This is a genomic window from Chitinophaga sp. ARDCPP14 (assembly GCF_051362515.1).
In the GTDB taxonomy this organism is placed as follows: Bacteria; Bacteroidota; Bacteroidia; order Chitinophagales; family Chitinophagaceae; genus Chitinophaga.
Genome location: NZ_JBKIXB010000005.1, coordinates 337,309 through 364,237, shown reverse-complemented (window position 1 = coordinate 364,237; position 26,929 = coordinate 337,309). Strand labels below are relative to the sequence as shown.

The 26,929-nt window shown below is 44.8% G+C and carries 18 protein-coding genes; 17 read left to right on the top strand and 1 reads right to left on the bottom strand.

Features of this window, described 5'->3' with window-relative positions; all coding sequences use genetic code 11:
• The first annotated feature begins 68 nt into the window (after window positions 1-68).
• The 13 genes from ACLHR0_RS16515 (at window position 69) to ACLHR0_RS16455 (ending at window position 20,860) form a co-directional block, all read left to right on the top strand.
• Window positions 69-7,115 carry an amino acid adenylation domain-containing protein gene (locus ACLHR0_RS16515; protein WP_436488028.1) on the top strand — a complete coding sequence of 2,349 codons (7,047 nt, stop codon included), beginning with the start codon at window positions 69-71 and terminating at the stop codon, window positions 7,113-7,115.
• Entirely contained in the window at window positions 7,112-10,210 is a 3,099-nt protein-coding gene (locus ACLHR0_RS16510) for a cyclic peptide export ABC transporter (protein ID WP_436488026.1), read from the top strand. The genes ACLHR0_RS16515 and ACLHR0_RS16510 overlap by 4 nt, the downstream gene beginning before the upstream one ends.
• A 35-nt stretch (window positions 10,211-10,245) precedes the next feature.
• Window positions 10,246-11,775, top strand: a complete 1,530-nt coding sequence (locus ACLHR0_RS16505) for a serine hydrolase (RefSeq protein WP_436488024.1) — start codon at window positions 10,246-10,248, stop codon at window positions 11,773-11,775.
• A 22-nt stretch (window positions 11,776-11,797) separates the two neighbouring features.
• Window positions 11,798-11,998, top strand: a complete 201-nt coding sequence (locus ACLHR0_RS16500) for a hypothetical protein (RefSeq protein ID WP_370911887.1) — start codon at window positions 11,798-11,800, stop codon at window positions 11,996-11,998.
• Window positions 11,991-12,944, top strand: a complete 954-nt coding sequence (locus tag ACLHR0_RS16495) for a glycosyltransferase family 9 protein (protein ID WP_436488021.1) — start codon at window positions 11,991-11,993, stop codon at window positions 12,942-12,944. Before ACLHR0_RS16500 ends, ACLHR0_RS16495 begins: the two co-directional genes overlap by 8 nt.
• Before the next feature lie 17 nt (window positions 12,945-12,961).
• Window positions 12,962-13,753, top strand: coding sequence for an aspartate/glutamate racemase family protein (locus tag ACLHR0_RS16490; protein WP_370911889.1), 792 nt, complete (start codon window positions 12,962-12,964; stop codon window positions 13,751-13,753).
• A 111-nt stretch (window positions 13,754-13,864) separates the two neighbouring features.
• Window positions 13,865-14,200: a DUF6249 domain-containing protein gene (locus tag ACLHR0_RS16485; protein ID WP_370911890.1), complete on the top strand. Its 336-nt coding sequence runs from the start codon at window positions 13,865-13,867 to the stop codon at window positions 14,198-14,200.
• A gap of 31 nt (window positions 14,201-14,231) precedes the next feature.
• Entirely contained in the window at window positions 14,232-16,676 is a 2,445-nt protein-coding gene (locus ACLHR0_RS16480; RefSeq protein ID WP_436488019.1) for an outer membrane beta-barrel protein, read from the top strand.
• A 50-nt stretch (window positions 16,677-16,726) separates the two neighbouring features.
• Window positions 16,727-17,281 (top strand): RNA polymerase sigma factor, encoded by a 555-nt coding sequence (locus ACLHR0_RS16475; RefSeq protein ID WP_436488018.1) that lies wholly within the window; start codon window positions 16,727-16,729, stop codon window positions 17,279-17,281.
• On the top strand, window positions 17,278-17,706 hold the full coding sequence (locus ACLHR0_RS16470) for a hypothetical protein (protein ID WP_436488016.1): 429 nt from the start codon (window positions 17,278-17,280) through the stop codon (window positions 17,704-17,706). Before ACLHR0_RS16475 ends, ACLHR0_RS16470 begins: the two co-directional genes overlap by 4 nt.
• Before the next feature lie 206 nt (window positions 17,707-17,912).
• Window positions 17,913-18,425 (top strand): UpxY family transcription antiterminator, encoded by a 513-nt coding sequence (locus ACLHR0_RS16465; RefSeq protein ID WP_370911894.1) that lies wholly within the window; start codon window positions 17,913-17,915, stop codon window positions 18,423-18,425.
• A 31-nt stretch (window positions 18,426-18,456) separates the two neighbouring features.
• Window positions 18,457-19,968, top strand: coding sequence for a glucosylglycerol-phosphate synthase (ggpS, locus tag ACLHR0_RS16460; protein WP_436488014.1), 1,512 nt, complete (start codon window positions 18,457-18,459; stop codon window positions 19,966-19,968).
• 10 nt (window positions 19,969-19,978) lie between these two features.
• Window positions 19,979-20,860: a glycosyltransferase gene (locus ACLHR0_RS16455; protein WP_436488012.1), complete on the top strand. Its 882-nt coding sequence runs from the start codon at window positions 19,979-19,981 to the stop codon at window positions 20,858-20,860.
• On the opposite strand, the gene ACLHR0_RS16450 is transcribed toward ACLHR0_RS16455, so the two are convergent.
• On the bottom strand, window positions 20,857-22,197 hold the full coding sequence (locus ACLHR0_RS16450) for a condensation domain-containing protein (RefSeq protein ID WP_436488011.1): 1,341 nt from the start codon (window positions 22,195-22,197) through the stop codon (window positions 20,857-20,859). The two genes, ACLHR0_RS16455 and ACLHR0_RS16450, sit on opposite strands and share 4 nt — an antisense overlap.
• Window positions 22,198-22,267: 70 nt before the next feature.
• Here ACLHR0_RS16450 and ACLHR0_RS16445 point away from each other — a divergent pair, with 70 nt between their 5' ends.
• From ACLHR0_RS16445 to ACLHR0_RS16430, 4 genes are read left to right on the top strand one after another with little or no spacing between them, the layout of a single operon-like run.
• Entirely contained in the window at window positions 22,268-22,840 is a 573-nt protein-coding gene (locus ACLHR0_RS16445) for a M15 family metallopeptidase (RefSeq protein ID WP_436488009.1), read from the top strand.
• Between the two features lie 23 nt (window positions 22,841-22,863).
• Window positions 22,864-23,568 (top strand): thioesterase II family protein, encoded by a 705-nt coding sequence (locus ACLHR0_RS16440; RefSeq protein WP_436488007.1) that lies wholly within the window; start codon window positions 22,864-22,866, stop codon window positions 23,566-23,568.
• Between the two features lie 25 nt (window positions 23,569-23,593).
• A complete protein-coding gene (locus tag ACLHR0_RS16435; protein ID WP_436488005.1) occupies window positions 23,594-25,744 on the top strand; it encodes a carbamoyltransferase family protein in 2,151 nt (716 codons plus the stop codon).
• Window positions 25,745-25,772: 28 nt separating this feature from the next.
• A complete protein-coding gene (locus ACLHR0_RS16430; RefSeq protein ID WP_436488003.1) occupies window positions 25,773-26,894 on the top strand; it encodes a glycosyltransferase family 2 protein in 1,122 nt (373 codons plus the stop codon).
• The last annotated feature ends 35 nt before the right edge of the window (window positions 26,895-26,929 follow it).

Sequence of the window (26,929 nt, the reverse complement as noted above, 5' to 3'; positions counted from 1 at the left end):
GCACTTCCTCTCTTTTTGCCGCAGTTTATCCTCGCTGCAGTGTCCTTTACCCTAAAATGTATCTGGCCATGTCTGAAAATTATATGCTAAATATTAAAGCTTTAGAGTCCAACAAAAATATATCTGCCAGGAATTACTGGAAGCAGCGATTAAAGAACTTCAGGGCTGAAAACTACTTCGATGGCGCTACCGACGATCAGCAGCTGCCTTCGGGGAATACCTATGGGGTTTATACAGTGGAAATACCCCGGCGTGTCAGCGGGAACCTGAACGGTATTGCCTCGTCAGAAAAAGCGAAGCATATCGTGCTGTTGTCTGCGCTGTCGGTACTGATACAAAAGTATTCATCAACCAGCAAAGTATTGCTGTTCACCCATACTTATTCCGAAGAAGAGAAACAGGATGCAGGAAAAGGCATCATACCCGTAGGTATTGACATTGCTCCCGACACAGATTTTAGCACGCTGGTCAACGCTGTTAAGGAAAATTTATTCAGTGATTTCCGGCACGCCAGGTATCCGCTGGAAAGAATCCTGGCGGGTAGTCCGGCTATCAAACGCATATCAGGTGTAGGTTTGGGTATGAAAGGGATTGCTTTACCAATCGATGTTGATGGCTGCTCACTGGATCTTTACTTTTCTTTTCATGCAGAAGAGGACCAGAAGCTGGATGTCTGGTATCATCATAGCAGGTTCACTTACAACTTTGTTCAGAATATCACGGCAGTTTTTTTGAGCCTGCTTTCCAGGATTACACAGAACAGCAGGAATTCCCTGCAAAACATCCCGCTGCTCACTGAACAGGAGCGGCTGCAGGTATTCGATGAATTGACGGTGTCCGGCAATCATACTTCCCAGGCAGAGTCGGTTCTGGTACGCACCTCTTATCACCAGGAAAGATTATGGTTTATTGATAAATTCGAGAAGGACTACCTGTACAATGGAAGCCCTGTTTATCACAATATCCCTTTGGAGATTGACCTGAAAGGAACGTTGAATGTTGAATGGCTGGAAGAAAGTATCAATAGCGTAATCAGACATTATTCCGCACTCCGTACCTGTTTTGTTGAGGTGAAAGACATCATCTTCCAGCAACCTGTAAACGATGCCGGTATACAGCTGGAAAAAAGGACCCACCGGCACAAAGACAGTTCCCTGGAAGCTGCAATTATGTCGGAGAGAGACAAGCCTTTTGATCCTGCCAAACCGCCGGTAAGGGCCGTGCTGTTTGAAGCAGACACAGATAGCTGTAAGCTGCTGCTCATTTTTCATCACCTGGTGGTGGACAGGCATACTACCTTACAGATAGCGCGGGATATTTTAGAGAACTACCGCAGAAGGTTAAAGGGGGAACTTTTCCTGGAAGAAACAGAGAGACTGCGTTATGCACAGTTTTCAGAATGGCAGCGGGGACCCTTATCTAAATTGTATTTTTATCTTTTCCCTTACTGGAAACAACGGTTGGGAACAAGACTTAAAGCATTGGAGTTACCAACAGATCGTCCACGGTCTGCCGTTCATATTTATAAAGGTGCGGCAATTGATGTTAGTTTATCCTGGCACATTTCTTCCCAGGTGCTGCGTTATGCAGAGCAACGGCTTATTTCACCCCGGCTGATCTTAATGGCGGCTTTTAAAATCTTACTCTATAAATATGTTCAGCACGAAGAAATTGTTATCGGCACCAGTACAGATAACAGGAACAATGGCGCATTACAGGACGTGGCTGGGCCGTTGGCCAATCTGCTGCCAGTACGTAGCCAGATATTCCCTTCAGATAGTTTCCAGGAATACCTGACAAGGCTTAACAATCAGTTTAATGCGGATCTTTCGCATAGCGATATCCCTTTTGATAAGCTGGTAAGTTATCTCGCTCCTGAAAAAGATATGAGCAGAACAGCATTGTTTGACGTGCTGTTCCAGTATGAAAATAAATCTTACGAAATTCCCCGGATTGACGATCTGCATATTGATTTATACGAGAGCAACTATGGATACGGTAAGTATGACCTCAGTCTCTTGCTGCTTCAATCGGAAGATGAGGTTGAAGGTAAGATGCTGTATAACTCGGAATACTTCGACCAGGCTTCTGTTGCGTTAATGATGCAACGCTTCTCCAGGTTGTTGGATAGTTTGCTTCTGCAACCTTCGCTGCAATTATGGGAGATAGATATCCTGGATGATGCAGAAAAGCAGGGATTGCTGGATAGCCTGGACTATACCAGCAGCCACTATCCTGAAGATAAAACGATACTCGACCTGTTTGATGAACAGGTAACAAAGTGGCCGGGGAATACAGCCGTACAATATGAAGGCGCCGCTCTTACCTATGCACAGCTGGATGAGCAGGCCGGGCAGGTGGCCGCGCAGCTGACGGCCCGAGGAGTGAAACGGGATGCGGTAGTAGGTCTTTTGATGGACCGTTCTATTGAAATGGTGGTAGGCATGCTGGGTATTCTGAAAGCCGGTGGCGCCTATTTGCCGGTTGATATTACCTATCCGGAAGAAAGGAGGAATTACCTGCTGGATAATAGTCAGACCCGGTTGGTGCTGACAACAAAGGAGTTTGCAGACCTGGTAAAGCCAGGTATAGCGGTGGTGTTAATAGAAGACAGGGAGCAGTTCAGCGCTGTTTTGCCTGACAAGCCGTTACCATCGAACTTATGTTACGTTATTTATACCTCGGGAACAACAGGAAATCCCAAAGGCGTGATGGTAGAGCATCGTAATGTAGTGCGGTTGCTCTGCAACGATGATTTCCAGTTTACCTTTGGTCCGGCAGATGTTTGGACGATGTTCCATAGCCACTGCTTTGATTTCAGTGTATGGGAGATTTTTGGGGCATTGTTAACCGGGGGTAAGGTGATTATCGTTCCGAAGATGACAGCGCGTGATACGGGTTTGTATCTTAAATTATTGCGGGAAGAAGGAGTAACGGTGCTGAATCAGACGCCCAGTGCTTTTTATAATCTTTTACAATTGTCTGTAATGGGTCTGTCTTTACGCTATGTTATTTTCGGGGGAGAAGCACTGAGCCCTGGGAAATTGCAGTCGTGGCGGGAGCTGTATCCTGCTGTTAAGCTGATTAATATGTACGGGATTACGGAAACGACGGTGCATGTTACCTACAAAGAGATCACAGAAAAAGAGATCGGCAGTAATATCAGCAACATCGGCAAACCTATCCCTACTTTATCAGTTTACCTGCTGGACGAGCATCAGCGGCTGGTTCCGGCTGGTATCACCGGAGAGTTATACGTAGGTGGATCCGGCGTTTCGAGGGGTTACCTGGGCAACGAAGCCTTAACATCTGCAAAGTTTGTACAGGATCCGTATAAAATGGGAGGGCGGCTTTACCGCACCGGCGACCTTGGCCGGTTGCTGCCCGGAGGTGAAATTGAATACCTTGGCAGGAAAGACCACCAGGTACAGTTACGGGGTTTCCGCATAGAGCTGGGGGAAATAGCGCATGCCTTATCAGGTAACAGCCGTATTGGCGAAGTGGTGGTGGAAGCCCGTGAAAAGGAAGACGACAAATACCTGGTGGCCTATTATACTGCTGATCAGGAGATCAGGGTATCAGAGCTGCGTACTTACCTGTTAGGGAAAATACCGGACTACATGGTCCCCTCTTACTTTGTTTACCTGGATCACTTCCCGCTAACCTCAAACGGAAAACTGGACAGGGCAGCGCTTCCGGAGCCTCATGTATCCGCTACGGATGAGTATATACCACCATCCGGAATAGTAGAAACGAAACTGGTGGAAATATGGGCTGATATATTGAAGCTGGATAAAGATGTCATCAGCGTAAATTCCAGCTTCTTCGACCTGGGAGGACATTCGCTGAGGGCAACTGTACTGGTGAACAAAATATTGAGCGAGCTGGGAACAGAGGTGCCACTCAAAGAAATTTTTGAAAGACGCGTGATTGCCAGCCTGGCGGAGTATATCCGGCAGGTGGGGGCAATGCAGGTATCCCGTGTGCCCAAAGCAACCCCCAAGCCTTATTATAGTCTCTCGCCGGCACAAAAAGCGATATACTATTTCTCAGAATACGACAAACAGACCCTCGCTTACAACATGCCCAGGGTAGTGGTGATGGAAGGAAACCTGGATAAAGACAAGTTGAAACAGGTAATGGAGCAACTGGTAGCCCGGCATGAGGCATTCCGTACTTCTTTCCAGGTGATAGGGGAAGAGGTGGTGCAGCAGATTGCAGATAGTGCCGCGCTTACCATAACACATTATGTGGCAGCAGAGGAAGATGTTAAACAGCTGGTGCAGCAGGTCATCGCACGTTTCGACCTTTCCCGCGCACCGTTGTTAAGAGTAGCATTAATTGAAGTGCAACCGGAAAAGCATGTACTGGTAGTGGATACCCATCACCTGGTAATGGATGGTACGTCCTGGGGAATATTTATCAGGGAATTCAAGACATTGTTTAATAATGGCACACTCGCGCCGTTAACCTTACAGTATAAGGATTATGTGGAATGGCTGGATACAGAGGAGAGAAGGGCCGAAATGGACAAGCAGAATGATTTCTGGTACCAGGAGCTTTCCAGGGACATGCCGCAATTAGATTTGCCGGTTGACTTTGAACGGCCGGAACAAAAGAACAATCATGCAGGAAACGTCAACTTCAGAATTGAAGAGGAACATACCGGTCATCTCAAGGCAATTGCCGATAAAGAAGGGGCTACTTTGTTCATTGTACTGCTTTCCGTTTACAATATTTTGCTTGAAAAAATTACTAACCAGGAAGATATCATGATCGGTATCCCCGCATCGGGAAGGGATCATAGTGACCTGCAGCATATGTTGGGCATGTTTGTTAAAATACTGCCCTTCAGAAATTTTCCGGCAGAACAACTAAGCTTCCGGCAGTTCATGAATGAGGTGAAGGAAAGGACATTCGCTTTCCTGGAGAATCAATCCTATGAATATCACCGGTTATTAGACAGATTAAAGATCAGGCGGGCAAGAGCGCACAGCGCATTGTATGATGTCATGTTCGTATTTCAGAATTTTGAAGAAACCAGGTTTGTCATTCCTGATTTAAAAATATCCTCCTACAAAGCCAGCCATCTTGTAGCTGAATTTGATATGTCTTTAACTGCGTTTGAAAATAATGGTGAAATAAGACTGGCTATTGGTTACCAGGATAGCCTGTTCAAACCGGAAACTATCTTGAAATTTGCCGCTTACTTCAGAAAAATAGTAGCAGCGGTGGTAGCAGATCCTGACATTAAAATTGCCGATATTGATGTAGTCAGCGAAGACGAACGGAAAGCGCTGTTGGGTCGTTTCCCCGGAAATGGGAATAGTGTGCCAACAGAAACGATTCTCTCCCGGTTCGAAAAATCCGTTAGCCGTTTTCAGGAAAAAACCGCTATAAGATACAAGGATGTTTCCTGGAGTTATGCGGATGTTGACCGCATCTCCAGTCAGATCGCATATCACCTTAAAGAAAATACAGGTCTCGGGAAATCGATGCTGGTTGGTGTAATGATGGAGCGGGATGAATACCTGGTTCCCACTATATTAGGCATTCTCAAAACCGGTGCAGCCTTTGTTCCATTGGATCCCGCTTATCCTCCCGGTATTTCCGGTACGCTTATCAGCAAGGCGGGTGTTGGGGTTTTAATAACGGGGAACACCACGTTCGATGTTTCAGCTATAAATGTAAAGGTCCTTAACATACAGCAGGAGTGGACCTCCATATTGGAATGCAGGGAACTTCCACCGGCATCCGGTGTAACCGCCGATGATCTGGCATACGTGATGTATAGCCTGGAATCTTTATCAAATCCTGTTGGATTCATGTTCAGTCACCAGGCACTCTTCAGCGCCCTCGCAGGAATGCAGGATACATACCCTGTACAGGAAACAGGCGGCTACTTATTAAGGACGAATACCAGTCTGCAATCTTCCCTGCAGGAGATATTCAATTGGTGTTTATCAGGAGGATGCTTGTCCATTCTCCCTCCGGAAAACGAAAGCGAAATAGATAAGATCATAAGCTGGATAGAGGTTTATGGCATCACACACATACATTTTGAAGCGCCGGTATTCAATGTGTTTACTGACGTGCTAACACGCCGGGGACGGGAGAAAATTAAATCCCTTCAGCATATCTTTCTCACCGGTATGGGCGCGTGGGCAGATCCTGTCCGCAAATTCAGCCAGCTGAATACGGGCATCCTGCTGGAAGACATGTTTGGAGTACCGGAGTATGCAATTTTTGCCTGCGGACGTACGCTTCCTGCACCTGGCACCACAAATGCGAGGATACTATACCAGGCTTTACCGGGAGCTGCTTTATACACCGTTGACAGGAACAACAAATTACAGGCAGATGGCTTATATGGCAGTTTGTGTATAGGCGGTACCGGCCTGGCGAGTGATTATCTGACGGAAGAAGAACTGTGCCACCAGCTATATTTTCCACTTCCGGAACTGGAAGTAAGTGTAATCAAAACTCCCTGGCAGGCAAGATACTTAGCGGAGAAAGGAATTGAATTTTCCGCAAGGGAAGCCGGGCCGCTGATGCTGAGCGGGCACCGGGCAGACTTATCAGAAATTGAAGCTGTGATCATGCGGCATGGAGAGGTAACCAATACTGTAGTCATTATTCCCGGGAATCAGCAACCTGGCAAGCGGCTGCTGGCATTGGTGGAACTGCCTGATAAGTCGGTCACTGTTGGAAAGATTAAAAAGTATTTGAGAAGCCAGCTACCCAGGCATCTGATGCCTACCGACGTCATAAAATTTGGACACCTGCCATTGACAGCGGCTGGAACAGTGGACCGGGATGCCATTCCTGCATTGCTGGAAAGATCGGCCATTGTGATAGACGAAGCCGCTCAGCCACAAACAGCTGTGGAAAAACAGATTGCACTGATATGGAAGGAATTGATGGGACTGGAACAGGTGACACTAAATGATACATTTTTTGGTTTGGGCGGACACTCGTTGTTACTGGTGACCAATAACGAAAGAATGAAGAAACAATTTAATGTGGATCTCCCTTTCAGTATATATTTTAACTGTACCCTGAAACAGATTGCTGAAAAAGTTAGCCAAACCTCACCGCACAAAGTAGCAGAATGAGCAAATTCATCGCATCTTTTATCGTGACTGCCTTAAGACCTATACCGGTTTTTGTTTTTTTACTGGTATACTCCGGCCACCTTTGTTTTGCCGGCCCCGGGGCTGACACTATTCCATTACATGCGGTAGACTCCATTGTGAGTAAGCTGATGAAAGACGGCAGCATTCCTGGACTCAGTGTTGCTATTATCTCGGGGAATACAACCGTTTTCAGGAACTACGGGTTTGCTGATTTGGATAAAAAAACACCGGTCACCCCCGCCACATTATTCCAGATAGGTTCATGCAGCAAGGCTTTCACTGCATTGGCGGCACTTAAGCTGCAACAGGCCGGATTGCTCGACCTGGATGCGAATGTCAGGGACTACCTGCCCTGGTTTGAGGTGAGTTACAACGGGAGGCCGGCGCAAATAAAAATCAGGCATTTATTGCATCATACGAGTGGATTACCCTGGAAAACAATTTCACTTATTCCGGAAGGTGATAGCAGCAACGCCCTGGAAAGGACCATACGGAATCTTTCCGGCGTCAAACTGGCGAATAAGCCGGGTCTGTACTTCGAGTACGCCACAGTGAACTATGATATACTGGCTTACATTATTGCGCTGCGCAGCGGAGGTTCCTTTGAGGATTATCTGCAGAAAAATGTATTGGATTCCCTCGGTCTTACCCAAACTACTATTGGTGCGCCGAAAGACAGCACCTTTATGTCTGCCGGTTATAAGATTGGCTTCTTTAAACCCCGGAGATATGATGCACCTGTGTATAGGGGAAATAATGCGGCGGGATACATCATATCCGATATACGGGATATGGCGAAGTGGCTGAAGCTGCAAATGGGGCTGCAACCTTCAAATCTTTATCCGCTGATAGCAAAAACGCATGAAGGGGACGTGACTGTGCCCATACATGATATGTCTTCCTATGGAATGGGCTGGCAGGTTTCATTGATGGGGGATGGGGCTGTTTATCACGGGGGACTGAACCCTAACTATACTTCTTACGCTGCATTTGATCCTGGGGAAAGAACCGGTGTAGTAGTGATGGCCAATTCAAACAGCGGCGCTACGCGTATTATTGGCGCCTCACTGCTGGACCTGGTGTCAAAAGAAATAAGAGACAGGGAATTTACGGTTGCAGATGGTAATGATAAAGCTTATAGCATTGTATGTGCGGCACTGTGTATCTACCTGCTGGTGCTGCTGGGCTTCACGGGAATGGTGATATACCAGATATTCACCGGCACAAGGCGCCTGGAGGGAGGGAACATCAACACTGTGGGACGGATAGGACTTTCAATTGTGCTGGCATTGCCATTTTTATATGGATTTTATATGTTACCGCACGCCCTGTTAGGGATGAGCTGGCAGCCCGTTATTGTCTGGAGCCCGGTTAGTTTTGTGGCAATGGTAGGTCTTGCGTTATTATCGCTGGTGACAACCTACCTGGCATACTTTATCACATTGCTGTTCCCGCAACAGAATAAGTACAAACGGGTGATTCCCAAAATATTGCTGGTAAGCATCGTGTCCGGAATGTCTAACATGGTATTGATACTCTTGATTGTATCTGCCATTAACAGTAAAGTAGAATTACAGTACCTGGTGTTTTATTTCCTGTTAACTGTTGCTGTGCATATGTTCGGGAGGAAGTTTGTGCAATCCAGTTTAATTGAGCTCTCCAAGGGTATCGGATTTGAACTGCGGATTAAAGTCTTTGAGAAAATATTTTCTACCTCTTACCAGAAATTTGAAAACATGGACAGGGGAAGGGTATACACCTCTGTAAATGATGATGTGGACACCATCGGCAATTCTTCCAATATGGCCATTACGCTGGTGACCAGTGTATTCACTGCTGTGGTCGCCTTCCTGTACCTGGCTACCATGGTTTTCTGGGCAACACTCATGACATTGATACTCATTATTGCGTTGGCGACGCTCTATTATTTTGTCAGCAAAAGCACCAATAAATATTATGAAGAAGCCCGTGATACCAGGAATATTTTTATGCGACTGACCAATGGCATGATCGACGGGTTTAAAGAGATCTCCCTGCAACGGAAAAAGAAGCTGGAGTACTATAAGGACATTACAGATGCAGCGGATAGCTATCGCCAGAAAATATCATTCGCAGCCATGCGTTTCCTCTATGCCTCTTTGCTGGGAGAGTCCATGCTGATACTTTTACTGGGTACGGTGGCATTTATTATCCCGCGTTTGTTTACAGATACTAAGTCAGGTACCATCATGAATTTTGTGATCGTACTTTTATATCTTATCGGACCGGTAAACAGGTTACTGACGGCAGCACCTTCTATATTACAGTTGAGGATTGCCTGGAACCGGATCCAGCAATTTTTGTCCGAAATACCCTCCAATCTCGACTTACATGAACTTTGCCCTCCTTTGGAGCCCGAAGTGATGAGTATAAAGGCACAGGGTTTGAAGTTTGCCTATAACAGCCAGGAGGGGTTCCAGGTAGGAGCCATTGATCTTGAAGTGAAGAGCGGGGAAATACTCTTTATCATTGGGGGAAACGGCAGTGGTAAATCCACGTTGGCTAAACTGCTCACGGGTTTATATGAGCCCTCTGAAGGAACGATCACTATTAATGAAAAAGAGCTTAAAAGCTGCGACCTGAGCGAATACTATTCTGCAGTATTTTCCCCGTTGTACATCTTTGGAAAACTGTACAATATTGACACTGTCAGTAAGAAAAATGAGATAGAAAAATACCTGCGGGTGCTGAACCTCGAAAATATCGTCGGTATCCTGGATAACAAATACACCACTATTAACCTGTCTGGCGGGCAGCGAAAGCGATTGGCGCTGTTGCAATGCTACCTGGAAGATGCCCCCATCTACCTCTTTGATGAGTGGGCAGCGGATCAGGACCCTGCATACCGTAATTTTTTCTACAGAACACTGCTGCCACAAATGAGGGAAGCGGGAAAGATCGTTATAGCCATTACTCATGATGACCATTATTTCGATGTGGCGGATAAGATCCTGAAAATGGAACATGGCAAGCTGGAAATTTATAATGACGAACGTTCCTTTACATCTCTCACGATGAAAATAGAGAAATTCTAAACGGCTCCACGTAATCATTCATCTTATTATTTTTTATGAGAATATTTGATTTTTCAGCGGCATATGCCCGGAAGGTTTTGAATGCAACGATGGTATCAATGTTATTGCTCACCGCTTGTTTTCAGTATAGCCTGGGTCAATCACCGAAATACTTTAAAACCGATGGAAGAAAGGTGAATATCAATGCATTTAATGCTGAAGTAAGCCACATGATGGAAGAGGTGGGGATTCCCGGTGTATCCCTGGCCGTTATCGAGAATAATAAGGTTGCTTTTTACCATACCTATGGTTACAAGCAGTCGGGGCAGCCGGAAACTGTAGATGATGAAACTCTTTTTGAGGCCTGTTCACTGTCGAAAAATTTCATGTTGTTCATGGTATACCAGTTGGTGGATCAGCATAAGCTTGACCTGGATAAGCCCATGTACCAGTACCTGGAGTACGAGCGGCTTAAACATGATGCGCGTTATCGCCTGATAACTCCCCGGATGATTCTGGGTCATTGCTCCGGCATTGAGAACTGGAAATCCGATTTTAATCCCGATACCCTCGATATTGTTTCCAACCCGGGTGAGAAATTTATTTACTCCGGGGAAGGGTTCCATTACCTCGCCCGGGTAATTGAAACCATACTCAAAGAGCCTTACCAGGATATTGAAAAAAGGATGGTTTTATCCCGGTTGGAGCTGGAAAGGACCTTTACCAGTTTTAAAGATAGTGTTCCGGGTAATTATTCAAATGGACATGATGTGCTGGAGAGAAAAATTCCCAAATGGAAAAATAAGTCGGTTTTTCCGGCCGGGGGCGTTAACACTACTGCCCTGGACTACGCCCATTTGCTGATAGGCATGTTCAATGGTAAATATTTATCACGGGATCGCATAAACGATATCCTGCACAAAACGACCAGCCTGGATGATTATTTTCCTCCCAACCATTACTTCGGAGGAGGATATGAAGTTATTTATACGCCAAAAGATACCATCATCGCACACGGAGGTAGCAATCCCGGTTATAAATGCCAGGTTTTCTATTCTGTTGTTCATAAACGGGGAATAATATTTATGACCAACTCTGACCGGGGTAAGCTTATTTCGCAGCGACTCGTGGATATGTCTGTCCGGCTGGATATCAAATCGGAGTTTGCCAAACAATACTATGAGCAGTATCCCAGTAATGCCATTACATTGCTGAAAAAGTACAAGCAGGCAGGAGGGGATGCGATGATAGCAGATGCAGGAAGATTGAAGAGCGAACAAAAGCTGGGTGTTAATACGTTGAATGAGCTGGGACATATTTTTATAGGAATAGATACTGCCATAGCCCGGAAATTACTAACGGAAAATACCATCCTGTACCCGGATGCATCCAGGGCTTTCTACCTGCTGGGCACACTGGATATGAAACAGAAAGATTTTAACGCGGCCTACCAGGATTTTCTCAAAGCAAAAGCCCTCCATTCAGAAGAATTTACATTGGATTTTAATTTGAGGAAATGTGAGAAGGAGCTTCAGAAGCAGGCCGTTTATTCCGGCAGCAGCAGCGGAGCCGCTTCAAATGATTAATACACCGGCAATTTTATTTTCTATGAAGACCAGGACGTATGAAGAAATCACGGCGAGGGCTGATGAAGTGAAAACCCGTTTGGCGCTCATTAACCACGAGATAGAGAAGGAACTCTCCCGGCCGTTTCTTGACAGATGCCAGTTCCGGTCAAGGGTACTGGACCAGAATAAAAAGGTATGTACAGCAGCTTTAGAACAATTGAACTGGATTTTAAATGCGTGAAGAAATTATTGTAGTTACCTGGGGTGGTATCGGTGATCTGATGCTCTGTACCCCCGCTTTGAAAGCCCTCAAAGAGGAAAATCCCCACTCAAGGATCATCGTGTACTACCAGCACTTTCATCCGGGACATAAGCAGGTGTTACTGAACAATCCTCATATTGATTCATTGAGGGAATTGCATGTTACATCCATGTGGAGGTATCCCCGTCACTTGTTTGTATATCTTTTTAAAAGGAAAAAGTGGATCAAAGACAGAAAGTATTATCACATGTATCTGAACCATGTTCCGGCTACATGGATATACGAAAAGAATTATAAAGAAGTTGCGGCTGATGTTTTCGATGTGAAGCTGAGTGGGGATCGTAAGATACAGCTGTTTTTCACAGCAGCGGAGGAACAACAGGCCAGGGAGCGGATCAGGCATTTTAAAAACGTTGTTTTTATTCATACCTATTCCAAATGCTCCGTCAATCATTTATGGGATATTAAAAAATGGAACCGCCTGGTAAAAGAGTTACCGGAGCTGACGTTTATCCAGATTGGGATGCCAAATGAACCAACCGTGGAAGGAGCCATTGACTGGAGGAGTAAATTATCGCTTCGCGAAACACTTTGCCAGCTTAAATATGCCACTTCATTTGTAGGGGTGGAATCAAGCTTTGCGCATGCAACCAATGCTTTCAATCTGCCAGGTGTGGTATTGTTTGGAGATACCAGTCCCCAGCACTGGGGACATGAAAACAATGTTAATATTTATAAAGGCGTGGCGTGTTCTCCCTGCTTTCATTATTTGTGGGGCCGGTCATGCCCGCTGGGTAATGATTGTATGAAGCTAATTGAAGTGGAAGAGGTAAAGGAAGCCCTGATCAGGCAGGTAAGTATCAGCAGTGCCGGTTTCCGGCAGGAAGCGCCGGCTGCAGAACTGATCGGGAAATTACATTTATAATATTTATTGCAACAGATATGAAGCCCGGACGAAACAAGGTAATTGGTATAGTAGGCGGAATGGGGCCTGAGGCAGGGCTTGCCCTTTTTAAGAGCATTCTGCTGATGACGCCCGCAACGCTTGACCAGGAACATTTGCCGGTTATATTGATGTCATTTCCCGATGCTATCGGCGACAGGACCCAATACCTGGACGGATATATCTCAGTAAACCCTGCGTACAGTATTGTTAAGATGATCCGGAAACTGGAGGCTGCCGGCGCGGAGGTGGTGGGCCTGGCTTGCAATACAGTGTATTCGCCCGCCATATTTGATGTTATTGCCGGCAGGATACAACACCCCGACAGTCGTATTGCTTTGCTTAATATGCCTTTTGAAACCTGCCGGCATATTAAGGATAACCTGCTGGGCGTGCGGCGTATCGGGCTCATGACCACCAATGGTACTTACAGATCCGGTATTTATAAAACCGTCCTGGAAACAATGGGGTTTGAAGTGGTGATACCGGATGCCCGTTTTCAGAATGATATTATCCATAGAATGATTTATGATCCCCGCGATGGTATCAAAGCTTGTCCTGGTAATATAACACACCAGGTAAAGCAATGGAGCGGGCAGGCACTCAGTTATTTCAAACAGCAACAGGTGGATGCCATTATCCTGGGTTGCACGGACTTGTCCCTGGTATTTACAGAAAGTACGATAGATGAGATGATTATAGTCGATTCCACGGCATCTTTTGCCCGGGCTCTTATCAGGGAGGCATTGGCTGAAAATCCGTTTACAGGAGCTGGTAAACAGGAAATCTGACGGGAGCATTCCCCTGTACTTTTAACCACAAAAAAGAAATTTGTGAACGCTGCAACTTTTTAGGTTTTATGGGTGTCTACTGGGGGAAGATCATTTTATAAACGAACTGACATGCATCCTAAAACTTTGGTATTTCTTTTACCGGTAGCGCTTTTCATAACAATTGCGGTGGTGATAGTAGCTTATTTCAACTATAAGCTAAAAAAACATATTATAGATTCAGGTATAACAGATGCTGCCGCAGCAGAGCTTCTCGGGCAGCTGTCTGCTTCCCGCCGCGAGGCACTTAAATGGGCGCTGGTGCTCTTTTTTGGAGGGCTGGGCCTGGTGGTGATCGGGTTCCTTTCTTTTGCTGATGCTGAATCCCCGGTGCCATATGGTATCGAGGCTATTTTCATTGCATTGGGTTTTGGGCTTTATTATTTCATCGTACAAAAGGACAGGTAATTTGTTCATCATCAGTTTTAAACTCAAGGCAATGAATAAATTAACCCGGAAAACCTGTTTGTTCTTTACTGTATGTTGCTTGTTTGTGTTACCCGTATTTGGTCAGGCTCCCCTGAATGATTCAACAATTACTGGTGTTGTGGTTGATTCTGCTACAGGATCACCTCTTGCTTATATCACTATCGGATTAAAAAACGATACCGGTATTATTAAGGCTGCCGTGACGAAGGAAGACGGTTCTTTTATATTTTCTGATTTGAAACCGCTCAGTTATTCATTAACGGTAATGGCTATGGGTTTCCGTAAGCAAACGCTCCAGGTAAACCTGGCTGCGGCAAACGGACATGCCGGGCTCGGCAAAATAAGTATTGTAAGAGCATCAAGTACCCTGAAAGAAGTAAAGGTGACCGGGGAGAAACCCATCATTACCCAGCAAATTGACGGCATTTCTTATGACTTGCAGGCCGATCCGGATAGTAAGGGCAGTAATGTGCTGGAGATGATGCGGAAAGTACCGCATATTTCGCTGGATGCCGATGATAATATCTTGCTGAATGGAGATGCAGGGTACAAAATACTGATCAACGGTAAACCTTCCAGTATGGCAGAAAGAAATCCGAAAGCCATTCTGCGATCCATGCCAGCCTCCACTATTCAAAGGATTGAAGTGATTACAACGCCTTCCTCAAAATATGACGGTGAAGGCTTTGCAGGAATCATTAATATCATCACCAACAAACGCCCGGCGGATGGATACAAAGGCACCATCAACCTCAACGGGCGTACCCCGGTGGGTGGTCCCGGAATGGGCGGCTCCCTTTCCCTGAAAAGTGGGAAATGGGGCATATCAGCTTCCGGCGCCGCCAGTATTTATAATTCCCCGGAAACGGAAACTACGATAGACAGATCGGCGACCGGCGCCAAAAAAGACCATCTGCTTCAGAACGGAACACAGAAATCCAATAGCAACAATGGTTATATTGGTGCGGAAATCAGTTATGAAGCGGACAGTCTTAACCTGGTATCGGTGCAGCTGAATATCAATGGCAACAAGGATAAGGATAATAATAAGCAACAATCCGTGCTGACGGCAAGTGATGGCTATCTGCAAGGGTACGATATAGCCGGGGAGGGAGAAACACATGGTAATGGAAAAGATATTTCCCTGAATTATCAGCTTGGATTCAAAAGGAATAAAAAAGACCTGCTGACATTTTCTTATCGTTATTTTACATATGACTCGAGGCAGCAGACAGATGTATCAGTATTAGATACCATTAACTACCCGTTATCAGATTATAAACAATCGAACAGGCAAAGCGCCTCAGAGCAAACAGTGCAGGTGGATTACGTGTTCACTATAGGTAAAGTGGCTGTCGAGTCAGGAGTGAAAGCTATTTTCAGAAAGAACGAGGGGGATTTTCAAACAAGTATATTTGACCATTTAACAGGTGATTTTAACCAGGATACCAGCCTCGGCAACGTACTCCGCAACCGGCAGAATATACTGGCCGCTTACAACACATATGAGTATGGAATTAATGGCTGGTCATTTAAAGGAGGGGTGCGGATTGAACAAACTACTATTGATGCAGACTTTATTTCCAACGCCTCAAATGTTAAGCAGAATTACTTTAATGTGATGCCTGCAATTTCCATTGGCAAGAAGTTAAGTAAGAAAAGTATGATGACGCTGGGATTCAGGCAGCGGATAAAGCGCCCGGGTGTGAACCAGCTCAATCCTTTTATAGACCGTTCTAATCCTAATGTGGAACATACCGGTAATCCGGAGCTCAGCCCGGCGTTGCTCAACGGCGTTCAGCTGGGATACACTTATTCCGGTAAAGTGGTCATTGTAACAGGTGTGGACTATGCCTATTTTAATAAACTGGCGATACCGGTATCATTTTTTATTCCGGAAACAAATGTAGTGCGGACAAGATTTGAAAACGCCGGCAGCGGCAAGGGATTAAGCGGAAGCCTGAATATCAGCTATCCTGCAACGAAGCGATTGAGCTTAACCCTGAATAATAATTTCGTTTATATATGGACAAAAAGTGTTTCCAAAGGAGCCAATATTGATAATCAGGGTTTCATGTATACTATTGCCGGGTCAGCAGGGTATAAGTTTGATAAGGGATGGCGCGTAAGCAGTAATGTAAATGTGATCAGTCCGAAAGTAACCTTTCAGGGGACTTCTAATTCCGTTGTTACATCTTCATTTGGCTTAACAAAATCCCTGCTGAATGATAAACTGTCCCTGTCAGCCGCGCTCATCAACCCTTTTGGTAAATTCCGGAACGACATCAGAAGCACTTTTGGAAATGATTTTGAACAAAATATTACCAGACGGTTGTATTTCAGAGCAATTAGTTTTAACTTAAATTATAATTTCGGAAAACTCAGAGAAACGATCAGGAAGAATAAGCGTGGAATTAAGAATGATGATGTATCCAATGAAGACTTTAATCAATAATATCCATATGATGATACCCATACCCACCAACGCCGAATTCCAGAGAAATTATGGTTGATGAAAAAGAACTGATTCCTGTTATCTTAAAGGGTGATTTACATGCATTTGAGATACTGGTGAAGGAGTATCAGCGGCTTGTGTTTTTTATAGCAGGTAAAATAGTAACAAACAGGGAAGAAGTAGAAGATGTTTGTCAGGAAGTATTCATCAAGGTGTACCGTCATCTGGGTAGCTTTAAATTTCAGTCGAAACTGTCAACCTGGATAGCCCGCATTGCCTGGGTTACCGCTGTTAACCATAATAGAAAACAACGAAGGGAACACAGACAAAAAATCACAGAAATAGAAACCATTGAGCAGGCCAGCGAAAACCCGGAAGAACTTTTAGATAGAAAAGATGTAGCAGCTTATCTGAATCAGCTAATAGATCAGATGCCGGAACAGTACCGGACAGTGATCGTATTATATCATCTGAACGAATTTTCTTATGAGGAAATTACGCAGATAACAGGAATGCCATTGGGAACGATAAAGAGTTATCTTTTCAGAGCGAGGAAGCTCTTGAAGGATAAATTAACGGGTAGTTTAAAAAAGGATATAGTATGAGCAATACAAACGATGAAAGTATCCAGAGAATGCTGGAAGAAAAGGGAGAGGGGGCCGGTGAACAGGCGCCTTGCAATGATCCCCGATTCAGTGCAGATGTAAAACTGTACCAGTTATTATTTGATGAACTGAAAAAACTGCCTGAAGCTGATCCTCCACCGGATTTTGCCCGGAATGTTACCGCCGCATTAGCCGCATCCGGTAAGAAATTGAAGACAGGCCGGGAAGAACTTGTTATTGTAGTTTCCCTCTCCGTTATTGGCGTATTGCTGGCTGTGAGCATGATAGGGTGGATAGGTATGGATACGGTCCCATTGGCCTCCATTGCTACGCCCGGTATGCTGTTTATTGCTGTATTTGTATTGACCTGTTTTCTGATTATGCAATCGCTTGAGAACAAGCTGTTGAGAAAGAAGTACAGTTAAAAATCACGTATGTACTAAAAATTGTTGCCACGTAAAAGACCATTATTGAATAAACGCGATTAGTAAGTAAAAGTACCGTTAGTTAATCCATCTGCTATATTTGATAACCCACCTATATTCCATCATCAAAAATGGGGATTGACTCAATTTGCCGGTAGCGTTATTCTTTGCCAGCATATTCATTTACACAGCTTAAAATACACCCTATGCGCGAATTAGCACTTCAGCAAACTGTATGCAGTTGGTATGTCGTTTACACATACCCACACTATGAGAAGCGAATTCTCAATCAATCCAAAAAGATAGGTATTCACTGTTTTCTGCCTACAAAAAAAGTTGTCAAGCAATGGAGCGACAGGAGAAAGATTGTCGATGAACCGCTTTTCCCGAATTACGTTTTTGTATATGTGGAAGAACAGGCAAGGTTCAGGTTGTTGGATATTACGGGGGTATCACGTTACGTGGCCTTTGATGGAAAGCCTGTTGTTGTATCGGAAAAGGAGATAAACACCATTAAAAAACTAATGATTGAACCGGAGGTGACAGTTGAGCAGGAACTGCAAAGTGGCAATAAGGTGCTGATCACAGAAGGACCTTTCATTGGAATAGAAGGTGTTATTTTTCAAAAGAAAGGAAAAACAAGATTTGGGGTAAAAATTCCGGTGCTTAACCACTCCATTTCCGTGGAAATACCAGCCTCCTCATTCAGCAGGATCTGATGGCATGTAATACTCAAATTTTTTACCATTTATGAAGAGAAAAATAATAGTGCTGTATCATCGTCAGCCATATGAAGAGGTGATGGTTAATGGCAGCACCATTTACAGGCGGGATGCTGGTAAACCAAATGGTATTATTCCCCTGCTGAAGGGATTTTTTTCTGTAGTGCCTGATGGCATGTGGATTGCCGGAAGTGAATTCGTGGATAGCCCGTCCGTTCCGGTTTATGAAAGGATTGATATGCCGGAAGCAGCGGCGGCTTGTACGCTTAAACGGGTGCTTATTACAAAAGAAGAGCTTAATTGCTTCTATCATAAAACATCGAAGGAAGGATTTTGGCCCATACTGCATTCATTCCACGAAAACTTTGACTGCCAGAAGATCAACTGGGAAAATTTTGTAATGATCAACAAAAGGTTTGCTGAGGCTGCATTAGAAGAAGCCGATAGCAATACCACTGTCTGGATCCACGATTATAATTTGTGGCTTGCTCCATACTTTATAAGAAAGAAGGCGCCGGATGTGAAAATTGCTTTTTTTCTCCATACGCCTTTCCCCGGACCGGATATCTTCAATGTTATATCATGGAGGGAAAAAATCATAGAAAGCCTGTTATGTTGTAATCATATCGTTTTCTCTATCCCCAGGTACATCGAGAACTTTATAGCGGTAGCCAAATCAGTGACCAATATTTCGATTAAGCAACGTAAGAAGGTAACACCTTATTTTTCGCAATCCGGTAACGCCCTGAGCGAGCCTGTAGTAACATCGAAAGTGTTGTTTGATAACAGAACCGTTCAGCTGGATGCTATCCCGGTGGGTACGAGTTGTGCCCGTATTGACCAGCTACTTAAAAACCGGCGCATAAAAAGCAGCGTATCAGCTATCAGGAGCCAGTTCAAAGACAGGATACTGATTTTCGCGGCTTCAAGAATGGATTATGTAAAAGGAATGGATAAACTGTTGGAGTGCTACAGCCGTTTGCTGGACAGGCGGCCGGAATTAAAAGGTAAAGTGGTGCTGTCTCTCGTAGCGGTGCAACCGGCGGCCGGCATAACCGCTTATGATCAGTTTCAGATAAAAATCAGGCAACAGGTGGCCCGGATTATCAGCGCTCATGGCGCCGCAGACTGGACCCCGGTTATTTATTCGGAAGCAGCCCTTTCTTTTGAGGAAATGGTGAGTTGGTTTTCCGCTACAGATATTATGTGGGTACCCTCGTTGCGGGATGGCACTAACCTCGTGTGTAAAGAGTTCCTCGCCGTGAAAAAAGGTGGGAAAGGCGTACTCGTCTTGTCTGAGTTTGTTGGCGCTGCTGTTGAGCTTCATGAAGCAGTACTTACAAATCCTTACTCTTACAACAGCATGGACAATGCGATAGATCAGGCATTGGAGATGTCTGTACAGGATCAGGAAGCGAGGAATCGTAAACTTTACCTGAAAGTCAGGCATTCGGATGTGCAACGCTGGTCGAAACGCCTGACGGATCTTGGTGGAAAAAAATTGAACAATCACCCGTCTTTCGCTTTGAAAACAAGTTAAATATAGCATCATGAACAAAAAGGCGCCCAGCATCAGTATTATTATTCCAACGTACAACAGGGCATATCTGTTAGACTACACATTAATGAGTATCAATGCCCAGACACTGGATAAATCCCTGTTTGAAGTGATTGTAGTGGATGACGGGTCCTCGGATAACACCAGGGAGACTGTCAGTAAATACGAGGGCAATTTTCCATTGAAGTACCTGTTCCAGGAGGATGACGGCTACAGGGTGGCAACGGCCAGAAACCTGGGAATTGCCAATGCAGAAGGAGAGATCCTGTTGTTTATTGATTCCGGCATTGTACTGGATCCCGGCTGTATCAGCGCACACCTGGCGTCGCACGCAGACCAGAACGTGGTCGTGATCGGCTATGTGCTGGGTATTGAAGAAGTATATGATCCCGGTGAAACCCTTTTGAAAGAGATTGATCTGCTGAACCCCAGGGATACGATCAACAGGTTTATTGCCGGAGATAAATACCTGGATATCAGGGAATCCGTTTATGCTGCCTGTGGTGATGATATTATGGCCCTGCAGGCGCCATGGGCTATGTTTTGGACTGGAAATTTGTCCGTGAGATCGGGTGAATTGCAACGGACCGGTGTGTTTGATACTGCTTATGATCAACGATGGGGCGTGGAGGATATCGATCTGGGCTACCGTATCTACAAGAATAATGTTCGCTTTGTACTGAACAGGAAAGCAGCTTCACTGCATTGCCCGCATTTCAGTGACACAACGGAGAAACTGCGTCAGGAGCATCACAACAAGTTATATTTCCTCCAAAAGCACAACATCCCGGAAGCGGAAGTGTTTATGTCATGTACCGCAAGAGATCTCAATTTTGAACTGGAGCAACGCAGGGCAGGTATTCCCCTGACCTAATCCAGGTTATTTAAGAAGCTTTTAACATCGGTTTGACTATCGCCGGTCATCATCTCCAGTATCTCTTCAAATTGCGCTGCCAGGAGTTCAATAAGTGTCCGGTTGAAAAATTGAAGATGATAAGACCATTTCAGCACCACGGTATTCTTGTATTCAAACGCCTGGCAAACTAAAGGAGATTCTGCCCAGACATTGCTGCTAAAGGCGGGTTCTTTATAATTATACAGGGAGTTATTCTGCATTTCCTTTGGCAGAAAGTTAAAGAACAGGAAGTTGCCTGTAGTGAGCTCAAGAGGATTTAGTTTTTCTGAACTGAATATAATATGAGAGGTTGCTTCCTGGTAACGGTGGCTTGTTTGGTTCATCAACGCTGAAATGCTTTCATCAGGATGGATGTCGGTAAAAATAAGCAGCTTACCCAGTAAGTTGCCTATGATATTCGCGGTAATAGCTTCCTGCCGGCAGGCATGATGACATTGTATCAGTATTTGCCGGTTATTGGTCAGCTTTGCACCTAGCAGGTTAATGGCAGTAAGCAGGATATTCAGCATGCTGGATTTTTCATTATAGCGAAGTTGCTGTAGCCGTTCGTAGAGATGTTCGCTGATAGCAGCAGTATATGCTTCTCCCGTGGGGTTTGCGATAAGGTCTGTGCCTGTCAGTCCCTTCCATGGAAAAGCCTGTTCGGCTGGCGGAGGTGACAGCAGGTTCCGGTGAATGATATCATAGTCTGAATGCCAGCTTTTTGTTTGCAGTTTTGATTCCCAGTACCTGATTACGTTGTCGTGATGTTCATTGTAGAACGCTGTTTTGGAAAGTATATAGGCTCCGAGCTGTTCGGATGGTATTTCATAATGTGTTACCTGGTTGTTGGCATGTTTGAGGTACAATTGCTGCAGGTCATTTTTGATGATGTTGACAGACCACTGGTCCGAAATGATGTGATGGACGATAATGTGTAGCCTGTAAAGCCCGGCTTCTTTTTTACAGGCTATTCCCCTGATCAGAGGTCCGTTTTCCAGGTCCTTCATTTCCCTGATAACCATTTCAGAAAGCGTGTGCAGAGAGGAAGGGGTATATTCATCCACATACATCAGTTCAAATTTGCCGGAAAGTTCTTCTACCTGCTGTATAACCTGGTTTTCAATTACCCGGAAGGTGGTGCGCAGACTTTCATGTTTTTGTATTAACGAAGAGAAGGCGGATTTCAGTGTGCCGATATCGATGCCGGCCAGATCAGTTTCAATTCTCATGATGGTGGGTGGAACACCGGGCTTCAGGTTATAATTATATTTCCAGTCTTCCAGTTGCCTTGGGGATAGAGGGTATTGTTTCATGGTGTGTTGATTGAATCCTATGGGTCTGTTTTTTTAGTATGTAATAATCTCCGAAATCTAATAAAAAAATATGTCAAATAAATACCTGGAGCATCTTATTCCGGAATTCAAAGTGAAGGTTGAAGCATTGATCGGGAAATGCCTCGACAGAAACGTGATAATGCGCCCTTTCGAAGGTATCCGTAATCCCATTGTCCAGGCAAAATACTGGAGGCAGTCAAGATCTGAGGAGGAAGTCAGCAGCAGGTTGAAAGAACTGGAAAAGGAGGGAGCATACTTTCTCGCCAGCTGCATCGCTATGGTGGGACCACAAGCCGGAAGAAAGTTAACCAACGCAATACCGGGCTTGTCGTGGCACCAATGGGGAGAAGCCGTGGATTGTGTATGGATAGTAGATAACAAAGCGGTATGGGATGTTGACGGGCTGATTGACAATGTGAATGGGTACCATATTTATGCAGAGGAAGCGAGGGCCCTGGGGTTGGAGGCCGGGTTGTTCTGGCCGCGGTTCGTTGATGCCGTTCATGTTCAGTTACGGACTGCTGCCAGTCCGCAGGAACTCTTTTCTATTCAATACATAAATCAGTTTATGGAACAGTGTTATTCCAGGTTGGTGGATGATGTTAAACTAAAAGATCATTAATTATTTCATCGTATTTCAGTCATATGTCAGGAACGCAGTTATTTGTTATACATTTTGCCGGAGGAAGCTCCTATTCGTTCAAGCCCATCCTCTCTTTGCTGGAGGATATAGATATTATTCCCGTAGAATTGCCTGGCAGAGGCAGGCGGATGGCTGAACCCCTTCTGGTTGATTTTGAAGCCGCCGCCCTTGATCTTTTTAATAAGGTATTGGACAGTGTGGAGTATCCCGGTTTCCTGCTATATGGGCATAGTATGGGCGCTTCTCTTGCATTTAAAGTATGCAGTATGCTGGAAGAGGTAGGGGAGTCGCCCGGGCATCTTATTGTAAGCGGCAATGCCGGCCCGGGGATAAAAGCTCAGCAAACTAAAAGCCTGCTGGCGGATAAGGATTTGATAGAAGCGATCAGGAAGATGGGAGGGATACCGGCTGAGTTGCTCGATAACAGGGACTTCCTGCATTTTATATTACCCATTTTGAGAGCAGACTTCCATTTATCTGAAAATTGCCAGCTAAGCAGGATTCCACCTGTTAATACACCTATCTGGGCTATCATGGGGAACGAAGAGGAGAATGCCGGGAATATCACCAACTGGAAGGCATTTACCAGGGCGGGGTTTAAGGGTAGTATTTTGCCCGGTGGGCACTTCTTTATCGATCAGCATCCTGAGAAAATGGCGGAAATCATCACGGACTGTATTAAATCATCCTCTGCTATTTCAAAATAGAAGAGTCAATAACTTATCAAATCGTATGAGTAAACCAATTTATGTACTTGGTACAAACCTTTCGCACGATGGGTCAGCCTGCCTGTTAAAGGATGGGGAGATTTGTGTTGCTATTGAAAAGGAGAGGATAACAAGGAAGAAGCATGACGGAATGAATGACACCGCTGCCATTCAATACTGTTTGAATGCGGCAGGCATCACCATAAATGAGGTGGACCTGGTTGTTCAGAATGCGCTTTATGGCGGAAGCTTCGATTATGGTAATGGAAGTTTCAAAGGTCCCAGGATTTTTACGGATGATGTAAAAGTTCCTGTTGTCACCATTTCTCATCACCTGGCGCATGCCTATAGTACCATTGGTACCAGCCCGTTTGAGGGAGATTTTAATGTACTGGTGATAGATGGATCGGGAAGTCCTTTCTGCGAATGCATGGATCTGGAAGGAGCATTCATTCCTGACAATGAAAAAATTCATGCAGATGTATCCCACTTGTATTTTGAGAAAGATAGCTTTTATACCTATCAGAACGGGTGCCTTACACCTGTTATAAAAGATTTTTCCCCTTACGGGGTTTTCTATAAAAATGCGCCGGTAGCACCTTATACCATGCATTCTCTGGGAAGTGCCTATCAGGCTATCAGTCACTATTGCTTCAGGAATATGAGTGACGTAGGAAAGCTGATGGGACTTGCCCCATATGGGAATCCTGGTGTGATAAAGGAGGATATATTTCATCTGCGGGGCGGCCGGGTTTTTATTAACTATGATTTGATGAAGTCACTGAACAGACCGGCCGGTACGCATAGTGAATTTAAAAGAAACTTTACCTACTATGCCAATATTGCGTATAAAATGCAGGAGGAGATAGAAAGGGCAATTTTATACCTGGTGGAAGACCGGCTAAACAGGGGAGTGGGAAACAAATTATGCTATGCCGGCGGCGTAGCATTGAATGCGGTAGCCAATAACCTTATTTTGAAAAATACCAGGGTTGGTGATTTGTATATTCAGCCTGCCGCCGGTGACAACGGTATTGCTATCGGGTGTGCTTATTATGGCTGGCTGGAAGTAATGAAAAGGGAGCGGAAAATAAAGGCGTCCAGGTCTACCTGCTTTGGCCAAACCTATTCGCAGGAAGAAGTAAAGAAGGCCATCTACTCCTATTCCAATACGCATCACCGGGATAATATCAGGACGCGCATCGACAACTTTTTCCGTTTGATAAAACAGCATGCTGCCACCGGGAAGGCGAAGGGAGCGGTAAGCCTGATTGAATTCAACATCAGTGATTACTGCAGATACCAGCTGAAGGTCAGTGACAGCGGGGTTTATATAGAAGTGGATGGTGAAGGCCGTGCGGATTGCATTGTAAACATTGATGCGCATCAGTTGGGTGCTGTGATTATGGATCCTTTATATTCCGGTATTTTACTGGATGCAGGCAATGTACAGGTTTCTCATCCTCCGTCTATTGGCCTCCTCGGTAAAGTAGTGGACCTGGGAAAAGTATTTGGCAACAAAGAGCTTTTTAACGGAACGCTCCACAGAAGTATTATAGAGCAGGTTATTTACAGTGATAATTATATCAAACAGGCAGCGCAACTGCTGGCAGCAGGGAAGGTGATTGGCTGGTTTCAGGGAGGGGCTGAATTTGGGCCGCGCGCCCTGGGCAGACGCAGCATATTAGCTGATCCCCGGAATAGTGGCGTACGGGATTATATTAATACGGAGATCAAGTTCAGGGAAGACTTCCGTCCTTTTGCCCCTGCTGTATTACGTGAAGATGTAGGAACATATTTTATGACCGACCGGGAGAGTCCTTATATGATCCTGGTAGATGATGTAAAGCCGGAATGGCATCAGCAGATACAAAGTATTGTGCATCGCAATAATACTTCCAGGATACAAACCGTAACAGCAGATTGGTCACCTGAGTTTTATCAGCTCCTGGTTGAATTTAAAGCATTAACCGGTATTTCACTGCTGCTGAATACATCGCTGAACAAACGGGGAATGCCTATTGTGGAAACGCCGGCAGAGGCCCTTGACTTCTTTCACTCCTGTAAATTAGATCACCTGGTGATCGGCAATTATATTGTTGGAAAAGAGCTGCCGCCAGAGAACAATGGTCCGGCTAATCATTTACTGGCAGTAAACAGCAGCATTTCAGAATAGTATGATCTGCTGTATTAAAATCTAAAATATGCTGGAGAACGAGCTTGTTAAACAAAGAGCACTCTCTGAATATGGTCCGTGGAAAATATCATTCTGCATTATCTGTATGAACAGATTATACCATTTAAAGGAAACCTTGTTAAAGAATCTTACTAATAATACCGGGTATCCTGGGCTGGAAGTACTGTTGCTTGACTATAACTCGGGCGATGATATGGAGCAATGGGTGAAAAACAATTTATCGGATCACATAGAAAGGGGCGCATTAGTTTACTATAAAACATTTGATCCTCTGGAGTTCAACCATAGCCATGCCAAAAATATGGCGTTCAAACTTGCCTCCGGTGATATTGTTTGTAATATAAATGCGGACAATTTCACAGGAAACAGGTTTGTATATTATATCGATGAGGTTTTCAGGACGAATAAAAAGGTGTTTATGAGACCTTTGGGGTTACATCCCGGTGTAGCGGGCGTTGTATGTGTGAACAAGGCCGACTTCCTGCAGGTAGGTGGGTTCGATGAAAGGATGTCTGTTTACGGATGGGAAGATGTAGACTTCAGAAACCGTCTCCGGCTTGCAGGCGTAGAGGAATGGAAGATCAGGGAGAAATTCTACCTTGATGCCATTGGTCATGAAGAGAAGTATGACAGGCAAAAACTCCTTTCCAGGATAAAAGCTGCTTATGTAAGTGAAGCCAATCCCGTTAATGCGGTTACTACAAAGGTGTTGATATTATTTGAGGATTACAGATTCAAATATGGTACTGTGATAAATAATAAGAGAAAAGGAGAGCAATTCGAGTACCTGTTTGATCTGGAAGAAAATTATTGGACAGAAGGGTGTTGGCAAAAAGAGGGTGGCGATCTGAAGTTGCAGGATGAAGCCCGCGATGTTGTATATGACGCAACTATATTTGATGGCTGCAATATACGATTACCCGATAATAATGCCGGAAGTGTGTTGTTGTATCATGTGACAGACGAGTATGTACTCAATATGATAAGCTATTTTGAGATGGATTATCGTAATCGTACAATTATGATTAATAATATGGAACGCAAGGCAGTTGCAGTGAATAATGGGATGTTTGGGCAAGGACGTGTTTTTAGAAACTTCAATTACGAAATGAAGATAGATATGGAGTAAATAATTTTGCAAGATGGGATACGCAGGCAATAATA